This window comes from Mycobacterium sp. pV006, from assembly GCF_041287115.1.
Taxonomy (GTDB): Bacteria; Actinomycetota; Actinomycetes; order Mycobacteriales; family Mycobacteriaceae; genus Mycobacterium.
In genome coordinates this window covers 82,521-98,838 of sequence record NZ_JBGGKT010000005.1, presented here as the reverse complement: position 1 = coordinate 98,838, position 16,318 = coordinate 82,521, and the positions used below count along the sequence as shown (strand labels likewise).

At 70.0% G+C, this 16,318-nt stretch carries 18 protein-coding genes; 5 read left to right on the top strand and 13 right to left on the bottom strand.

Going from position 1 to position 16,318, the window contains the following annotated elements:
* Positions 1-3: 3 nt before the first annotated feature.
* Together ACAG25_RS09950 and ACAG25_RS09945 are read right to left on the bottom strand one after the other, a co-directional pair.
* The gene (locus ACAG25_RS09950; RefSeq protein ID WP_370488202.1) at positions 4-897 is read right to left on the bottom strand and encodes a GNAT family N-acetyltransferase; all 894 of its coding nucleotides are present in this window, start codon (positions 895-897) and stop codon (positions 4-6) included.
* Between the two features lie 3 nt (positions 898-900).
* Positions 901-1,494 carry a peptide deformylase gene (locus ACAG25_RS09945; RefSeq protein WP_370488201.1) on the bottom strand — a complete coding sequence of 198 codons (594 nt, stop codon included), beginning with the start codon at positions 1,492-1,494 and terminating at the stop codon, positions 901-903.
* Positions 1,495-1,642: 148 nt separating this feature from the next.
* On the opposite strand from ACAG25_RS09945, the gene ACAG25_RS09940 reads away from it, so the two are divergent.
* Genes ACAG25_RS09940 through ACAG25_RS09920 form a run of 5 tightly spaced genes read left to right on the top strand, consistent with a single transcriptional unit; the run spans position 1,643 to position 4,937 of the window.
* A complete protein-coding gene (locus ACAG25_RS09940) occupies positions 1,643-1,951 on the top strand; it encodes a DUF3263 domain-containing protein (protein WP_260761685.1) in 309 nt (102 codons plus the stop codon).
* A 52-nt stretch (positions 1,952-2,003) separates the two neighbouring features.
* The gene (locus ACAG25_RS09935; RefSeq protein ID WP_370488200.1) at positions 2,004-2,459 is read left to right on the top strand and encodes a LytR C-terminal domain-containing protein; all 456 of its coding nucleotides are present in this window, start codon (positions 2,004-2,006) and stop codon (positions 2,457-2,459) included.
* Positions 2,460-2,484: 25 nt separating this feature from the next.
* Entirely contained in the window at positions 2,485-3,189 is a 705-nt protein-coding gene (locus ACAG25_RS09930) for a superoxide dismutase family protein (RefSeq protein WP_370488199.1), read from the top strand.
* Positions 3,170-4,300, top strand: a complete 1,131-nt coding sequence (locus ACAG25_RS09925; RefSeq protein ID WP_370488400.1) for a glutamate--cysteine ligase — start codon at positions 3,170-3,172, stop codon at positions 4,298-4,300. Before ACAG25_RS09930 ends, ACAG25_RS09925 begins: the two co-directional genes overlap by 20 nt.
* A gap of 4 nt (positions 4,301-4,304) precedes the next feature.
* Positions 4,305-4,937 (top strand): LON peptidase substrate-binding domain-containing protein, encoded by a 633-nt coding sequence (locus ACAG25_RS09920; RefSeq protein ID WP_370488198.1) that lies wholly within the window; start codon positions 4,305-4,307, stop codon positions 4,935-4,937.
* A 3-nt stretch (positions 4,938-4,940) separates the two neighbouring features.
* On the opposite strand, the gene ACAG25_RS09915 is transcribed toward ACAG25_RS09920, so the two are convergent.
* From ACAG25_RS09915 to ACAG25_RS09865, 11 genes are all read right to left on the bottom strand, one after another.
* Entirely contained in the window at positions 4,941-5,708 is a 768-nt protein-coding gene (locus tag ACAG25_RS09915) for an SAM-dependent methyltransferase (protein WP_370488197.1), read from the bottom strand.
* Entirely contained in the window at positions 5,689-6,057 is a 369-nt protein-coding gene (gene mnhG, locus ACAG25_RS09910; RefSeq protein WP_370488196.1) for a monovalent cation/H(+) antiporter subunit G, read from the bottom strand. Before mnhG ends, ACAG25_RS09915 begins: the two co-directional genes overlap by 20 nt.
* Positions 6,054-6,341: a monovalent cation/H+ antiporter complex subunit F gene (locus ACAG25_RS09905; RefSeq protein WP_370488195.1), complete on the bottom strand. Its 288-nt coding sequence runs from the start codon at positions 6,339-6,341 to the stop codon at positions 6,054-6,056. The genes mnhG and ACAG25_RS09905 overlap by 4 nt, the downstream gene beginning before the upstream one ends.
* Positions 6,338-6,904: a Na+/H+ antiporter subunit E gene (locus ACAG25_RS09900; protein WP_370488194.1), complete on the bottom strand. Its 567-nt coding sequence runs from the start codon at positions 6,902-6,904 to the stop codon at positions 6,338-6,340. Before ACAG25_RS09900 ends, ACAG25_RS09905 begins: the two co-directional genes overlap by 4 nt.
* Positions 6,901-8,520: a Na+/H+ antiporter subunit D gene (locus ACAG25_RS09895; protein ID WP_370488193.1), complete on the bottom strand. Its 1,620-nt coding sequence runs from the start codon at positions 8,518-8,520 to the stop codon at positions 6,901-6,903. The genes ACAG25_RS09900 and ACAG25_RS09895 overlap by 4 nt, the downstream gene beginning before the upstream one ends.
* The gene (locus ACAG25_RS09890; RefSeq protein ID WP_370488192.1) at positions 8,517-8,987 is read right to left on the bottom strand and encodes a Na(+)/H(+) antiporter subunit C; all 471 of its coding nucleotides are present in this window, start codon (positions 8,985-8,987) and stop codon (positions 8,517-8,519) included. Before ACAG25_RS09890 ends, ACAG25_RS09895 begins: the two co-directional genes overlap by 4 nt.
* Entirely contained in the window at positions 8,984-11,878 is a 2,895-nt protein-coding gene (locus tag ACAG25_RS09885) for a Na+/H+ antiporter subunit A (protein WP_370488191.1), read from the bottom strand. Before ACAG25_RS09885 ends, ACAG25_RS09890 begins: the two co-directional genes overlap by 4 nt.
* A 162-nt stretch (positions 11,879-12,040) precedes the next feature.
* A complete protein-coding gene (locus ACAG25_RS09880) occupies positions 12,041-12,457 on the bottom strand; it encodes a DUF1707 domain-containing protein (RefSeq protein WP_370488190.1) in 417 nt (138 codons plus the stop codon).
* A 75-nt stretch (positions 12,458-12,532) separates the two neighbouring features.
* Positions 12,533-14,704 carry an AAA family ATPase gene (locus ACAG25_RS09875; protein ID WP_370488399.1) on the bottom strand — a complete coding sequence of 724 codons (2,172 nt, stop codon included), beginning with the start codon at positions 14,702-14,704 and terminating at the stop codon, positions 12,533-12,535.
* Between the two features lie 49 nt (positions 14,705-14,753).
* Positions 14,754-15,617, bottom strand: a complete 864-nt coding sequence (gene pssA / locus ACAG25_RS09870; protein WP_370488189.1) for a CDP-diacylglycerol--serine O-phosphatidyltransferase — start codon at positions 15,615-15,617, stop codon at positions 14,754-14,756.
* Positions 15,614-16,312 carry a phosphatidylserine decarboxylase gene (locus tag ACAG25_RS09865; protein WP_370488188.1) on the bottom strand — a complete coding sequence of 233 codons (699 nt, stop codon included), beginning with the start codon at positions 16,310-16,312 and terminating at the stop codon, positions 15,614-15,616. Before ACAG25_RS09865 ends, pssA begins: the two co-directional genes overlap by 4 nt.
* Positions 16,313-16,318: the final 6 nt, after the last annotated feature.

Below are 16,318 nucleotides of genomic sequence, written 5' to 3'. Positions count from 1 at the left end.
CTCTCACAGTAGGGCGTCGGCGGCGACGTAGCGGGACCGATGGTGCACGACGAAGCCCATGGACTCGTACAGGCTGCGCGCCGCAGTGTTCTCGACCACCACCTGCACGTAACCCCGGGTCGCCCCGCGCTGGGCGGCCCAGTCCAGCAGACCGGCGCACAGACGGCGCGCCAGACCCCGGCGGCGAGCCGATTCGGCCACCCGTACCGCCGAGACACCGGCCCACCGGGTGCCGTCGGGCGCCTCGGTGATCGCGACGCGACCCACCGCGGCACCGGACAGACAGCCGAACCCGACCTCGCCGTCGACGACGGCGGTCAGCACGTCGACCGGGACGTCGCGCTGGTAGAGGTGCAACCACCGGTCGGAGGGCCGGGGCAGCACCTCGAGCTCGGTGTCGTGGGTGGTGCGTTCGAGATCCGTTGCCATGACCAGGTTCTCGGCGTCGGTGGGCACCCCGGCGGGCACCCGGAACAACCGGTCGGGTGCGGAGATCAACGCCGGGACACCGCGGTCGGCGTACCAGCGGGCCACGTCGACGATCTCCCGGTGACTGGTGAAGCGCAGCGGCACAGCGGAGTTGGCCCGCCGGGTGGTGCCGCCGCGACGCACGAACCAGCCGTCGAGCCACCGGTGCTCGGTGCCGGGCCAGCCCAGCGCGGCCGCGTGTTCGAGATTGCGGATCTCACCGGTACGCACGGGGATCTCCGGCAGCTCCCGCACGGCCACCACGTCGGCCGGGGCGACGGCCACGACGCCGTCGTTCTTGGTCTGCACCAGCACCGTCGGCGCGGTCTGCAGGAGCCGGCCCACGACGTCGGTCAGCGGGGGAACCTCGCCGGCGGGCAGCCGGTAGCGCAGGCTGACGCGGGTGCCGACGTCAGGCATGCCGGGCATCGGTCAGTGCCCGAACGGGTCGGGATCCTCACCGGGCATCCAGGACAGGCCCGGCACACCCCAGCCGTTCGACTTCACCGCGCGCTTGGCGCTGCGCGCGTTGCGGCCGATCAGCCGGTCCAGATAGAGGAAGCCGTCGAGGTGTCCGGTCTCGTGCTGCAGCATCCGGGCGAACAGGTCGGTGCCCTCGACCGTGATCGGGTTGCCGTCCGCGTCCAACCCGGTCACCCGTGCCCACGAGGCGCGTCCGGTGGGGAACGACTCGCCGGGTACCGACAGGCAACCTTCGTCGTCGTCCTCGGGGTCGGGCATGGTCTCGGGGATCTCGGAGGTCTCCAGCACCGGATTGACCACGACGCCGCGGCGGCGCAGCGTCTTGCCGCGGGCATCGGCGCAGTCGTAGACGAAGACCCGCTTGGCCACCCCGATCTGGTTGGCGGCCAGGCCGACACCGTGGGCAGCGTCCATCGTGTCGTAGAGATCGGTGATGAGATCGGCGAGGTCGGCGGGCAGCGACCCGTCCTCGGCAACCGGCACCGGTTCGGTGGCGGTGTGCAGGACAGGGTCGCCCACGATGCGGATCGGACGTACGGCCATGGTGGGCCAGCTTAATCGGGCGGCTCCGGCGACATTTTCCGTGCCGACGCGCGGCGATCCGTCCCGCGGCCGTGACCCGGCCGTGATTGAATGACCGCGATAAACCACACCAATGTCATTCACTTGTCGGAAGGGTCCAAGAAGCGATATGGACGGCGCCATCGCGCGGGCTGAGCAGTCCGGGGACGACACCGAACCCGCCGACGGCCTGACCCGTCGGGAGCACGACATCCTGGCGTTCGAACGGCAATGGTGGAAATACGCGGGTTCCAAGGAAGACGCGATCAAAGAACTGTTCTCGATGTCGGCCACCCGCTACTACCAGGTACTCAACGCGCTGGTGGACCGTCCCGAGGCGCTGGCCGCCGATCCGATGCTGGTGAAGCGGCTGCGCAGGCTGCGGGCCAGTCGCCAGAAGGCGCGGGCCGCGCGTCGCCTCGGCTTCGATGTGACCTGATCGCGACCGGACTTTTTCTGTACCTCCGCGGCGGGTCGATACAGTAGCGCCGATGAACCAGCGAGATTCCTCAGGGCTGCCCCTGCGTGCCATGGTGATGGTCCTGTTGTTCCTCGGCGTGGTTTTCCTGCTCGTCGCGATCCAGGCACTCGGCGGCGACTCCGACGACGAGTCCTCGATCGCCGCGACGGCGACTACCAGCGCCACGACGTCACCGACGACCACGGCCGAACCCGCCCGGCCCGATGTGCGGGTGCTCAACATCTCCGAGGTCGCCGGCGCCGCCGAGGCGACCGCCACCCGACTGCGCGACGAAGGCTGGACGGTCACCGAGACCGGGAACTTCGTCCTGCCCGAGACCACGGTGACCACGGTGTACTTCGGGGAGGCGCCGGAGGAGCAGCAGGCTGCCGAGGACATCGGCCGGTTGCTCGAAGCGCCGGTGGCTCCGCGGGTACCCGAGCTCGTAGACCAACCACCGGGCGTGATCGTCGCGGTGATTGGTTAGGCTCTTGCTCATGCGTAGGACCCCCATGCGTAGGACCGTTGCCGCCACCCTGTTCGCAGCGCCCGCACTCGTGTTGAGCGCCTGCTCTCCCCCCGGGGAAGTGCCGTCGGATTCACCCGGCACCCAACCCCCGGTGTGGACCGGCTCGCCGGCCCCCACGACCGAGGCGGGCGGCCACGGAGCGGGGCACGGCGCCGCCGCCGCCGCCGGCGACACGCTGAGCGCGGACATCCGCAACGCCGACGGCGTCACGGTGGCCACCGCGGACATCGCTTTCACCGACGGCTTCGCCACGGTGACCGTCGAGACCACCGGCCAGGGCCGGTTGACCCCGGGATTCCACGGCCTGCACATCCACTCGGTCGGCAAGTGCGAGACCGATTCGGTGTCGCCCACCGGCGGCGCACCGGGCAACTTCAACTCCGCCGGCGGACACCTCCACACCTCCCGCGACAACGAGGGACACCCCGCCGCGGGTGACCTGTCCGCGCTGCAGATCCGCAGCGACGGCGAAGGCAAGCTGGTCACCACCACCGACGCGTTCACCGCGGAGGACCTGCTCGCCGACGGCGGCGCGGCCATCATGATCCACGAGAAGCCGGACAACTACGCCAACATCCCGCCGGAGCGCTACCAGCAGATCAACGGCGACCCGCCACCGGACCAGACCACCCTGGACACCGGTGACGCCGGTGCGCGGGTGGCGTGCGGTGTCATCGGCCGCGGCTGACGCCCGCATCGATTTCTCCGGGTCGGCCCGCCCGACGGTCGGGGTCGAGTGGGAGTTCGCCCTCGTCGACGCCGACAGCAGGGACCTGAGCAACGAAGCCGCCTCGGTGATCGCCGAACTCGGCGAGAACCCGCGGGTGCACAAGGAATTGCTGCGCAACACCGTCGAGATCGTGACCGGCATCTGTGAGAACGCCGGGCAGGCGATGGACGACCTGGCCGACACCCTGCGTCCGGTCCGAAAGATCGTGCGCGACCGCGGGATGGAGCTGTTCTGCGCGGGGACCCATCCGTTCGCGCACTGGTCGGTGCAGAAGCTGACCGACGCGCCGCGCTATGCCGAACTGATCAAACGCACCCAGTGGTGGGGCCGGCAGATGCTGATCTGGGGCGTGCACGTCCACGTCGGGATCCGGTCGGCGGACCGGGTCATGCCGATCATCACCTCGCTGCTGCACCACTACCCGCACCTGCTGGCGCTCTCGGCGTCCTCCCCGTACTGGGACGGCGAGGACACCGGATATGCGAGCAACCGGTCGATGATGTTCCAGCAGTTGCCGACCGCCGGCCTGCCGTTCCACTTCCAGGAGTGGCGCGAGTTCGAGGGCTTCGTCGCCGATCAGAAGAAGACCGGGATCATCGATCACATGAACGAGATCCGTTGGGACATCCGGCCGTCCCCGCATCTCGGCACCATCGAGGTCCGCATCTTCGACGGCGTGTCCAACCTGGCGGAGCTCTCCGCGTTGGTCGCGCTGACGCACTGCCTGATCGTCGATCTGGACCGGCGTCTCGACGCCGGGGAGACGTTGCCGGTGATGCCGCCCTGGCACGTCCAGGAGAACAAGTGGCGCGCAGCGCGCTACGGCCTCGACGCGATCGTGATCCTCGACGCCGCCAGCAACGAGCGGTTGGTCACCGAAGATCTCGACGACCTTCTGGAACGTCTTGCGCCGGTGGCCAAATCGCTGCATTGCTCCGACGAGCTGGCCCGGGTGTCCGACATCTACCGCACCGGTGGGTCCTATCAGCGTCAGCGCCGCGTCGCCGAGGAACACGACGGGGATCTGCGCGCCGTGGTCGACGCTCTGGTCGGCGAGTTGGTGATCTGAGCGCGTGCCGACCGTCCCGATGTTCCCGCTGCAGGTGGCGATGCTGCCCGGCGAAGAATTGCCGCTGCGGATCTTCGAACCCCGGTACACCGCGCTGGTCGCGGCCTGCCTGGCCGCCGACGACCCGGTCTTCGGCACGGTGCTGATCGCCGCGGGCCGTGAGGTCGGCGGCGGGGACACCCGCAGCGACGTCGGTGCGCTGGCCCACATCACCGATCACCTCGACCAGGGTGCCGGCCGCTACCGACTCAAATGCACCATGGGCGAACGGATCCGGGTCATCGAGTGGTTGCCCGACGACCCGTATCCGCGCGCTGTGGTCGAGGTGTGGCCCGACGAGCCCGGTCTGCCGGTGGACGTCGAGAAGATCCGCGACATCGAGGACCGCATGGTCGCGGTGTTCGCCCGGATCGCCGCCCAACGCGGCGTGGAGGTCGACGCCCGCGGCGTGGTGGCCGGCGCCGACGAATCCGGCGACGCCGCAACGTGGTTGTACGCGTTGAGCGGTCGGCTCCCCCTGGGGCAGGCGGACCGCTACGCGGTGCTGGCCGCGCCGACGGTGGCCGAGCGGGTGGCGGCGTTGTCCGACGCGGTGGACACCGTCGCGGCGATGGTGGAGTTCGGACTCTCGGAGTGAGCGTCAGAGCAGACGGGCTTCGATGAAGATGTTGCGCCCGATCTGTCCGTCGGCGTCATCGTCGGGGTGGCGGTGGTACCTGGCGAACAGTTCGGCCGCGTCGATCGCCGTCACATCCCAGCGGTGCGCACACAGCCACGTCGTGACGTCGGTGCTCTCGGTGCCGGCCTCCAGCGCGATGCGGCTGCTGCGCGCGCTGTAGAGCGCGATGCGTTCGAGCACCCGCTGCTGGGCGGTCGCGGGCAGACACGGCATCAGACCTTCGACCGCCCATGCGGTCGGTTCCGACGGGTCGAAACCGGCCTGGGTCAGGGCGCGGGACCAGTCCTCGTGCAGGTCGGCGGGCACGGGCACGTAGGCGGCTGCCGGTCGGGCACCGGCCTCCTGCAACGTTGCGGCCTTGAATTCCAACAGCTTCGGGCGGTCCACCTCGTAGATCACGGTGTCCGAAAGCCACGGCATCCGCCACGCGCGGGTGTCCAGGCCCGCGGCGAGGATCACCACCTGCGACAGGCCGGCGGCGCCGGCGGCGACGAAGTACTCGTCGAACCACTTGGTCCGGGTGGCGGCGTAGGTGGTCGCCGACGCCTGCTGGTCGGATGAGAGGTGAGGGGTGTGCCCGTCGGCCGCCTCCACGAACAGCCGGGCGTAGGGGTCGGTGAACAGCGGGCACGAGGAGGAGTCCTCGAGCGCTCGGGCCAGCGCGACGCCGAGCACGGCGCGGCCGACACTCTCGTCGGGCCCCCAGGGCTCAGCGTGGCGGTGACTCATTGCCGTCGGATTCCCGATCGGCAGTGAATTCATGCAATTCGTCCCTGGTCATCAGGTCGTCGCGGATGTTCTGCTCCCGGTAGGCGAGTTGGCCGACGCGGTTGGCGATCACCGGTGCGGTGATGATGGTGAACATCCCGGTCAGCAGCAGCATCCCGACATCGGCGTTGCCGCGCAGTCGGATCACCGCGCCGGCCAGCACCAGCAGCAGACCGAGGGTCTGGGGTTTGGTGGCCGCGTGCATCCGCGACAACGTGTCGGGGAAGCGCACCACTCCGATCGCTGCGCTGAGTGCCAGTGCCGAACCCAGCAGGATCAGCACGCTGGCGATGATGTCGTCGACGTTCATCGCTCCGGTCCCTTGTCTGCCGGGTCGGCCACGTCGGGCACGCGGAAGCGGGCCACGCTGACCGAACCGACGAACGTGATCAACGCCAGCGCGGTCAGGCTGTAGGTGACCGTGGTGTCGAGGCTGAACGCGGCCCACGCGCCGATCGAGCACATCGACACCGCGATCAACGTGTCCAGCGCGACGAGGCGGTCCAACGTGGTGGGCCCCAACAACATTCGGATGATGGTGGCGATCGCTGCCACCGACAGCATGGCTCCTGCGGCGATCCAGACGGCGCTCACGGGGTGTCCACCTCCTGCCCGTTCGTCGAGACGTCGTCGACCTTCTCCGCCGAGGGCCGCCAGTCCTGTGGCCGCTCGAAGGCGTTCACCAACAGCTTCTGCTGGGTGGCCATCTGGCGGTAGAACCGCTTGACCGCGCGGTCGGTGCCGACGTCGAGGACGTGCACGTAGACCAGGCGCCGCGCCTGGTCGATCTCCAGGGCGATGGTGCCCGGGGTGAGGTTGATCATGTTGACCGCCAAGGCCAGCACCAGATCCGAGCGCACCGGCACATGCACGCGCAGCACCGCGGTCAGCGGTGGTGGTCCCGGCTTGAGCGCCAGGTAGGCCACCTGCGCCGACGAACTGAGCAGGTAGTAGGCCATCGTGAGGATCAGGCGCACCAGTGAGAGCGGGTGCAGCTTGCCCTCGACCGGCACCGGCGGCAGCGGCAGTAGCAGCGTGATCACCAGTGCGATGGCCAGTCCCGACAGGATGTTGGCCGCAGAGATGCTGCCCCACAGCAGCACCCACACCAGGATCAGCCAGCAGACGATCCAGATGCGCAGGGCGATGGTTCTCATGGCGCCGGCTCCCCGAGTACCGCGGTGATGTACTGCCCGCGGTCGAGAACCTCCACCGCGGCACGGTCGCTGTAGGCGAAGATCGGTCCGGCCAGCACGGTCAGCATCAACCCGACGACGATCAGCGCGCCGGTCGGGGCCAGCATGCCCACCGGCATCCGGCCGACATCGTCGCGCTCGACGTACTCCACGTCCACCGATTCCTCGGTGTCGTCGAGCAGCACCGCCGGTGCTGCCGCCGACAGATGCCCTTCCGGCGCGTCCTTGCGGGCCCGCCAGAACGCCTTCGTCCACACCCGGGCCACCACGTACAGCGTCAGCAGGCTGGTGATCACGCTGCCGGCGACCAGCAGCCAGGCCAGGACCGACCCGATCTCGGCGCCGGCCTCGAGCAGCGCGACCTTGCCGATGAAGCCGGAGAACGGGGGGATGCCACCGAGATTGAGTGCGGGGACGACGAACACGAACGCCAGCACCGGGCTGGCTGCGGCCAGGCCGCCGAGCCGTTCCAGCGTCGAGGCGCCGGCCTGTCGCTCGATGAGGCCGACCACGAGGAACAGGGTGGTCTGCACGAGGATGTGGTGGGCGACGTAGTAGATGGCGCCCGACATCCCGAGCTGGCTGGACAGCGCGATGCCGAACACCATGTAGCCGATGTGACTGACCAGGGTGAACGACAGCAGACGTTTGATGTCGCTCTGGGCGATGGCACCGAAGATGCCGATCACCATGGTCAGCAGCCCGGCCACCAGCAGCACCCGGTCCAGGCTCCCGCCGGGGAACAGCAGCGAGTGCGCGCGGATGATCGCGTACACACCCACCTTGGTGAGCAGCCCGGCGAACACCGCGGTGACCGGGGCCGGCGCGGTGGGATAGGAGTCCGGTAACCACGCTGAGAGCGGGAACACCGCGGCCTTGATGCCGAAGGCCACCAGCAGCACCGCGAACAGCGCGGTGCGTGTGCCCTCGGTGACCCCGCCCAGCCGCAGCGAGAGCTCCGCCATGTTCAGGGTGCCGGTCGCGGCGTAGACCAGGCCGATCCCGAAGAGGAAGACCAGTGACGAGACCATCGAGACCATGACGTAGGAGATCCCGGCGCGCACGCGTTCCTTGCTGCCGCCGATGGTCAGCAGCACGAAGCTCGCGGTGAGCAGCACCTCGAAACCGACGAACAGGTTGAACAGGTCGCCGGCCAGGAACGCCATGAACACGCCCGCCGAGAGCACCAGGTAGGTGGGCAGGAAGATCGACACCGGCTGCCGCTCGTCGCCGTCGCGGATACCCTGCCCGATCGCGTAGAAGACCACCGCCAGCAGCACGATCGCCGAGACGATCAGCATCATCGACGACAGTCGGTCGACCACCAGGGTGATCCCGAGCGGTCCCAGCCCGTCGTCGGTCGGGCCCCACCCGCCGACCTGCAGCGCAAGCGTGCCGTGGTGGTCGGCCAGGTACACCAACGCGGCCGAGACGGCGAGCACGATCGTCAGGGCCAGCACGGTCACCGCGCGCTGCAGGCGCGGCCGGCGACCGGCGAACAGCGTGATCGCCGCGCCCAGCATGGGGATCAACACCGGGAGCGGGGTGAGCACCTGCGCGACCTCGGGGCCGGTCATCGTGATCCCTCGAATCCTGGGAGTGCGTCGAGCTCGTCGGGCAGGTCGGTGTCGGTGAGGTGGTCGGGTTCGAGTTGCTCCTCGATCTCCTCGGCGGACTCCTTGCCCGACAGCTGCGAGACCCTGGTGTCCTCGGGGTCGTTGCTGACTTCCTCGATCGTGTTGATCCGGTAGGAGCGATAGGTCAACGCCAGCACGAACGCCGCCACGCCCATGGTGATGACGATCGCGGTCAGGATCATCGCCTGCACCAGCGGGTCGGCGGTGGCCGCGTTGTCACCGCTGGTGCGGTCGCGCACCGGGGGATTGCCGGCCGGGCCGCCGGCCGTCAGGAGAAGCAGGTTGATCGCGTTGCTGATCAGCAGCAGCCCCAGCAGCATTCGGGTCAGGTTGCGTTCCAGCAACAGGTAGACCCCGGCGCTGGTGAGCACACCGATCACGATCAGGGACACCACGTAGGCCGTCATCGTCGACTCACCGCCGCCTGCTGCTCGGAGAGCTCGACGTCGATGCGGGCGCCCAGGCTGCGCAGCACGTCGAGGACCAGCCCCACCACGATCAGATACACGCCGAGATCGAAGAACAGCGCCGTGACGAACTTGACCGTGCCCAGGACCGGGACCTCGAATTCGATCAGCGCCGACGACAGCGCCGGCGCGCCGACGAGCAGCGACGCCGCCGCCGTCCCGGCGGCCAGCGTCAGACCTGCGCCCAGGATCTTCCCGGCGTCCAGCGGCAGCGTCTCGCCCAGCTCGTAGCGCCCGCCGGCCAGGTAACGCAGCACCAGCGCCAGGCCCGCCATCAGACCGCCGGCGAAGCCGCCGCCGGGCGTGTTGTGCCCGGCGAAGAAGAAGTACGCCGAGAGCACCATCATCACCGGGAAGATCAGCCGGGTGGCAACCTCGAGCACCAGCGAACGGTGCCGCGGGTCGCGCAGCTCGCTGCCGCGCAGCCACGTGATGTCACCGGCGGCGGGGCTGTGACGAGTGCTGACGGCCAGCTGACCGATGTCGGGCTGGCCGGCGTCGGCGACCCGGGGCGCCACGCCGAAGCGCCGGTTGCGGAAGACCATCGACGCGACGCCGGTCGCCGCGACCAGCAGCACCGAGATCTCGCCCATGGTGTCCCAGGCGCGGATGTCGACGAGCAGCACGTTGACGGTGTTGGCGCCGTGACCGCGCAGGTATGCGGCGTCCGGCAGCAGTTCGGCCAACGGGCGACCGCTGCGGGCGGCCAGGGCGAACGCCGCGACCCCGCTGACCGTCGCGCCGACCGCGACCGCGAGCATTGCGCGCGGCACCCGCAGCCGGGTGATGTCCGCGCGCCCGGTCTCGGCCGGCAGGGTGCGCAGGACCAGCACGAACGCCACCAACGTCAGCGTCTCCACGAGGAACTGCGTCAACGCGAGATCGGGAGCGCCGTGGAAGGCGAAGATCACGCCGCAGCCGTACCCGGTCACCCCGACCATCAGCACCGCGGCCAGGCGGTTGCGCATCAGCGTCGCGCCGATCGCGGCGGCGACCATGAAGATGCCCACCACGACCACCGGCGGCGAATCCCACAACTCGAACTCGGGGCGGTCGCGGGTACCCAGGCTCAACACCGCGACGGGCAGCACCACGAGAGTGGTCAGGATGACCGCCTGGGTGGTGGGCAGCGAGCCGCGCTGCGTGACCGCCGTCAGGCGCACGGCCGCGACGTCGGCGGCGCGCAGCACCGCGTCGTAGATGCGGTCGGCGTTGGCCAGCGGCAGGAAGTTCAACCGCTTGCGCCGGAGGCGGCCGCGCATCGCGTACATCGCGACGCCGGCGCCGATCACCACCGCAGACAGCAGCAACGGCAGCCCCAGGCCGTGCCACAGTGCGAGGTGGTATCCGGCGGCGTAACCGGGCGGGTCGGGAACGCTGGCGGCGTAATCGCCGAGCACCCGGTCCAGCGGGTTGGGCCACAACCCGAAGACCAGACCGGCGGCCGACAGGACCGCCGGCGGGATCAGGAACGTCAGCTCTGGACGGTGCATCTCGGCGACGCGGGTGCTGGCGTGCGGTAGTCCTTTGCGCCCGAACGCGCCGAAGATGAAGCGCAGGGAGTAGACCGTGGTCAGGATCGAGCCGGCGACGATGCAGGCGAGCACGACTGGCGCCCAGTCACCGAGGTACGGGCTGTACAGCACGGTCTCGAAATCGGCCTCTTTGGCGACGAACCCGAAGAACGGCGGCAGCGCGGCCATGCTCGCCGCGGCGCCGCACGCGATGATCAGCAACGGTCTGTTGCGGTCGCCGAGCCACGCCAGTCGGCGGATGTCGCGCGTGCCGGTGGCGTGGTCGATGATGCCCACGACCATGAACAGCGAGGCCTTGAACATCGCGTGCGCGCACAGCAGAGCCAGTCCGGCCAGCATCATCTCGCTGCCGCCCGTACCCACCATCACCGTGATGAACCCGAGCTGGCTGACGGTGCCGAACGCCAAGATCAGTTTGAGGTCGTATTCGCGGATCGCGCGCCACCCGGCCACCAGCATGGTGAGCAGGCCGAGACCGACCACGGTCGGGCGCCACTCCGGGGCATCGGCGAACCCGGGTGTCATCCGCGCGATCAGGTACACGCCGGCCTTGACCATGGCCGCGGCGTGCAGATACGCACTGACCGGGGTGGGTGCCGCCATCGCGCCCGGCAGCCAGAAGTGCATAGGCACGATCGCCGATTTCGACAGGGCGCCGACCAGGATCAGCACCACGGCCACCGAGGCAGCCAGCCCGGTGGGCGGCTCGGCGATCAACTCCGACAACAGGTAGCTGCCGGTCATGTTGCCCAGCACGACGATCCCGACCAGCATGGCCAGGCCGCCGAACGTGGTGACCAGCAGGGCCTGGGTGGCGGCGCGACGGCTGGTGGCCCGCTCGGCGTAGTGCCCGACGAGCAGGAACGACAGGACGGTCGTGGTCTCCCAGAATACGTAGAGCACCAGCATGTTGTCGCTGGTCACCAGACCGAACATGGCGCCGGAGAACGCGACCATCTCCGCGGCGAAGCTGGGCAGGCGGCGTTCGATCCGGCCGTCGTGATGCCGGAAGTAGTTGGCGCAGTAGAACAACACCAGTGCCCCGATGCCCAGCACCAGCACGCTCATGATCGCGCTGAGCGGATCGAACCGCAGGACGATGTCCATCGACAGCGCCGGGACCCACGACACGGTCACCACGTGGGCTTCGCCCCGGCCCGGCCAGTTCGCGAACACCCACACCAGCGATGCGAGCGGCACCAGCGACAGCGGATAGAAGGCTCGCCATCCCCAGCGGTACACCAGCAGCGGGGCCAGCATCGTGGCCACTGCATGGGCAGCAAGGATGGCGAGCATGGCTCCGTCTCGTCGCGGGTCGGCAAGGGCGCCCGTGGAGACACCCGGGGGCGGAGCCCGTCGTGGCGAGGAGCACTGACGTGTCAGCCGACGGACTCCGAAGTCGTCGCCCAGTCTACGGGGAGCGCTTTCGGTGTCGGCGGCGCGTCGGCGCGGTCCCGGTCACCGTCGAAGTGCCATCCTCCTCGCCGGCGGACAGCCGCCGAGATGGGCGAACAGCCCCAGACCGGCACCCGCGATCGGCCAGATGGGCCAGAAATACCAGGAACCCGACGACAGGCCGACCGCCAGCCACACCGTCAGCACGGTGACCACCATCGCGAGGTAGCCGACCACGTGCAGCCGGGCGGCGGTGCGTGCCGCGGCACGGCGCCGCGGATCGTGGCGGCGCAGCCGGGCCAGCGGCAGGTCGGCGGTCAACCGGCTCAGGTCCGGGGTGGTGGTGGCGTCGTAGACGGCCTGCAGCCGTGTGTCGTATTCGGCGACGTCGAGGTAGCCCTGCGCCATTGCGCGACCCAGGAGTTCGGCTGTCGCGTTCCGGTCCAGGTCGCCGGCGCGCAGCGCGGTGGTCGTACTCATGGGACCTCCGATCAAATCTGGACAATGACTAGTTACAGGATGAAGCCGAAACTAGGCACTGTCAAGATGGTGGGTTCAGCGGTTGTCGGCGAACGCCCGCAGGGCTGCCACCTGCGCCGGGTCCAGGGATGGCCGGACGGTCTGGCGGGCCTGTGCCACATCGGCGGCGGTCACGTCGGCGGCATCGATCGAGCGGCGCATCGCGGTCAGGGCCGCCTCGCGCAGCAGCGCCACGCAGTCGGCGGCGCTGTAGCCCTCGAGGTCGGCGGCCAGCGCCTCCAGGTCGACGGCCTCGGGCCCCTCGGCGGTCAGCGGCACCGCCTTGCCGGCGGTGCGCAGGATCTGCGTGCGCGCCTCGGCGTCCGGCGGCTCGACGAACACCAGCTTCTCCAGCCGGCCGGGCCGCAGCAGCGCCGGGTCGATCAGGTCGGGCCGGTTGGTCGCGCCGACCACCACGACATCTCGCAGGGGTTCGATGCCGTCGAGCTCGGTGAGCATCGCCGCCACCACCCGGTCGGTCACCCCGGAGTCGAAGCTCTGCCCGCGCCGCGGCGCCAGCGCATCGATCTCGTCGAGGAACACCATCGACGGCGCCGAGTCGCGCGCCCGCTGGAACAGCTCGCGCACCGCCTTCTCCGACGAGCCGACCCACTTGTCCATCAGCTCGGCGCCTTTGACCGCGTGCACGGACAGCCGGCCCGAGCTGGCCAGTGCGCGCACCACGAACGTCTTGCCGCAACCCGGCGGGCCGTAGAGCAACACCCCGCGTGGCGGCTGCACGCCGAGACGTTCGAACGTCTCCGGGTGCTGCAGCGGCCACAGCACGGCCTCGGTCAGCGCCTGTTTGGTGGCCGCCATGTCGCCGACGTCGTCGAGGGTCACCGACCCGACCGAGACCTCCTCGGTGGCCGACCGCGACAACGGGCGGATGACGCTCAGCGCGCCGGTCAGGTCCACCTGCCGCAGCGCCGGGTCCTCACCGTTCTCGCTGGCGCGCGCGGCTGCCCGCAACGCTGCCTCGCGGACCAGCGCGGCCAGATCGGCGACCACGAAACCCGGTGTGCGATCGGCTATCTCGGTCAGGTCCAGATCCTCGGCGGGAACGTCGCGCAGCAGGGATTCCAGCAGCTGGCCGCGGACCGCGCCGTCGGGCAGGGTGAGCCCGAGCTCCCGGTCGCACAGTTCGGGGGCGCGCAGGCGGGGGTCGACGATGTCGGGCCGGGCCGTGGTGGCCACGAACGCCACCCCTGGAGTCGACACCGCGGTGCGGAACTCGGCCAGGATCAGCGTTGCCACCGGGTCGGCGGGCGTGGGTAGCAGGGCGTCGATGTCGCTGACCAGCAGCACGCCACCACCGTCGCGCACCGCGGCGACCGCCGCCGTCACCCGGGTCAGGCGGTCTTCGGCGCGCAGCGACCCGACCTCGGGACCGTCGAGTTCGATCAATCGGCGGTCGGCGCACACCGTGCGCACCATCGTCGCCTTGCCGACACCGGCGGGCCCGGACACCAGGACACCCAATTGCGCTGTGGCACCCAGCTTCTCGAGAAGCTCGGGCTGGTCGAGCGCCAGCTTGAGCCAGTCCTTGAGTCGGCCTGCCTGGGCGTGGGAACCCTTCAGGTCGTCGAAGCCGATCGTCGGCGGGGCCGCGGCCGCGGCCACCGGCGTACCGGTGTCCGCCGCGGGGGCCGACGGTGTCGAATTCGAATCCGCCCAGCAGACAGAAGAATTCGGTTGTACGCTCACAGGTCCCGTGGGATCGACCCCGGTCACGGTCAGCAGCTCGGAGGTCCAGGTGATGCCGACCGCCGCGGCGAGTGCGGCGCTGGCCGCCGAGGTCGAGGTGCCCGGTCCGAGGTCGCGGGGCAGCAGCGAGACGGTGTCGCCGACCGTCATCACCTTGCCCAGCAGCGCCTGTCGCAGCGTCGCCGGCGACAGCGACTGCGTGGCCAGCCGCGACCCGCGCAGCGTCACCTCGCGCGCGCCGTACACCGTCACCGGGGCCACCAATACCGCGGTGTCCTCGCGCAGTCCGGCATTGGACAGGGTCACGTCGTCGAGCAGCGCGGTGCCGGTCGGCGTGCCGGCGGGGGCGATGCCAACCACCGCGGCCGTGGTGCGTGATCCGGTCAGCGACACCGCGTCCCACTCCCGGATGCCCAGTGCGGCGATCGCCTCGGGGTGCAGGCGGACCACCCCGCGACGGGCGTCGAGCGCCGAGGTGTTCAGGCGTGCGGTCAGCGTCAGGTGCGGCGGGGTCCCGCGGCGGGCCGAGGACTCGTCGAGCGACGACACGTCACTGCCTCGGCGGGCGGCGCAGCCCCAGCCGCGCCATCGATCGCCGGTGCGGCTGCGCGCGCCGGATCGCGCGCCGGGCGGCGCGTTGCTGACGCGGCTTGTCGCCCCACACCTCGGGGTGGGCGGCCAGGAAGCGCCGGGTCCGGATCGCGAACGGGATGTGGATGACGTAGGCCACGATGATCACCAGGATCACCAGGTAGCCGTAGAGGATCGCGGCCGCGACGCCGATCGCGACCAGGGCCAGCAGCGGCGCGACCATGTTCGGCGGGATCGAGAACGTGTGGATCTTGCGCATCGGCAGCGTCGAGACCACGAGCAGCGAGACGCCGATCATCCAGATCACCACGGCCGGCTCGGAGGTCCACCAACCCTCACCGAACTGCATCTTGGCCGCCAGCGGCCCGATAGCCCCGATGGCCCCGGCCGGGGCGGGCATGCCGACGAAGAACTTCGAGGCGTAGGAGGGTTGGTCGACATCGAGCATCGCGTTGAACCGCGCGAGCCGCAGCACGATGCACACCGCGTACAGCAGCACCACGATCCAGCCGATCTGCGAGGTCGACAGCAATGTGCCGTAGACGATGAAAGCCGGTGCCACACCGAAGTTCACCGCGTCGGCCAGTGAGTCGATCTCCTCACCCATCCGCGATGTCGCGTTGAGCGCGCGCGCAGTGCGACCGTCGAGTGCGTCGAGGATCGCCGCGGCGGCCAGGAACGCCATCGCCTCGGTGGGCCGGTTGTCCAGCGCGAACTTGACCGCCGACAGACCCAGGCAGATCGCCACCACGGTCATGGCGCTGGGCAGGATGCGCGCGCTGACCACGGGTGCCCGTAGGCGCGGTTTGCGCGGCTTGATCATGGCAGTTCGGCCAGCACCGTCTCACCGGCCAGCGTGCGCTGGCCGTTGGTGACGAGCACTTTCGACCCGGCGGGCAGGTAGGTGTCCAGGCGGGAGCCGAAGCGGATCAGACCGTAGGTGTCGCCGATGCCCAGCTTGTCCCCGGCGTGCACGTCACACACGATGCGCCGCGCCACCAGCCCGGCGATCTGCACGGCGACCACCGTGGCGCCGTCGGGGGTGTGCAGCACCACGCTGTTGCGTTCGTTGTCCTCGCTGGCGGCTTCGAGGTCCGCCGACCCGAACAGGCCGGGGCGGTGCACCACCGAGACGACCTCGCCACCGACGGGCGCCCGCTGCACGTGGGCGTCGAGGATGGACAGGAAGATGCTGATCCGCGGAACCGGGGAAGGATCCAGTCCGAGCTCGGCGGGTGGACTGTGTTCGTCGACCACACAGATCAGCCCGTCGGCCGGCGCGACGACCACACCCGGGCGGGTCGGCGGTGTGCGTGGCGGATGCCGGAAGAACGCGGCGTTGGCGGCCGCGGCGGTCAGCCCGGCGCGCCGGATCCACGGGGACCGTCGGCCGGCCAGCGCGACCGCCAGGGCGGCGCCGACGAACGGCAGCCCTTCCGGGTGCATCGGGGGGACCGAGGAGCGAACCAGGGCAGCGAGCCGCGCTGGGCCTGAGGGGAGGTCGGGGCGTCGGGCCATGGTGCC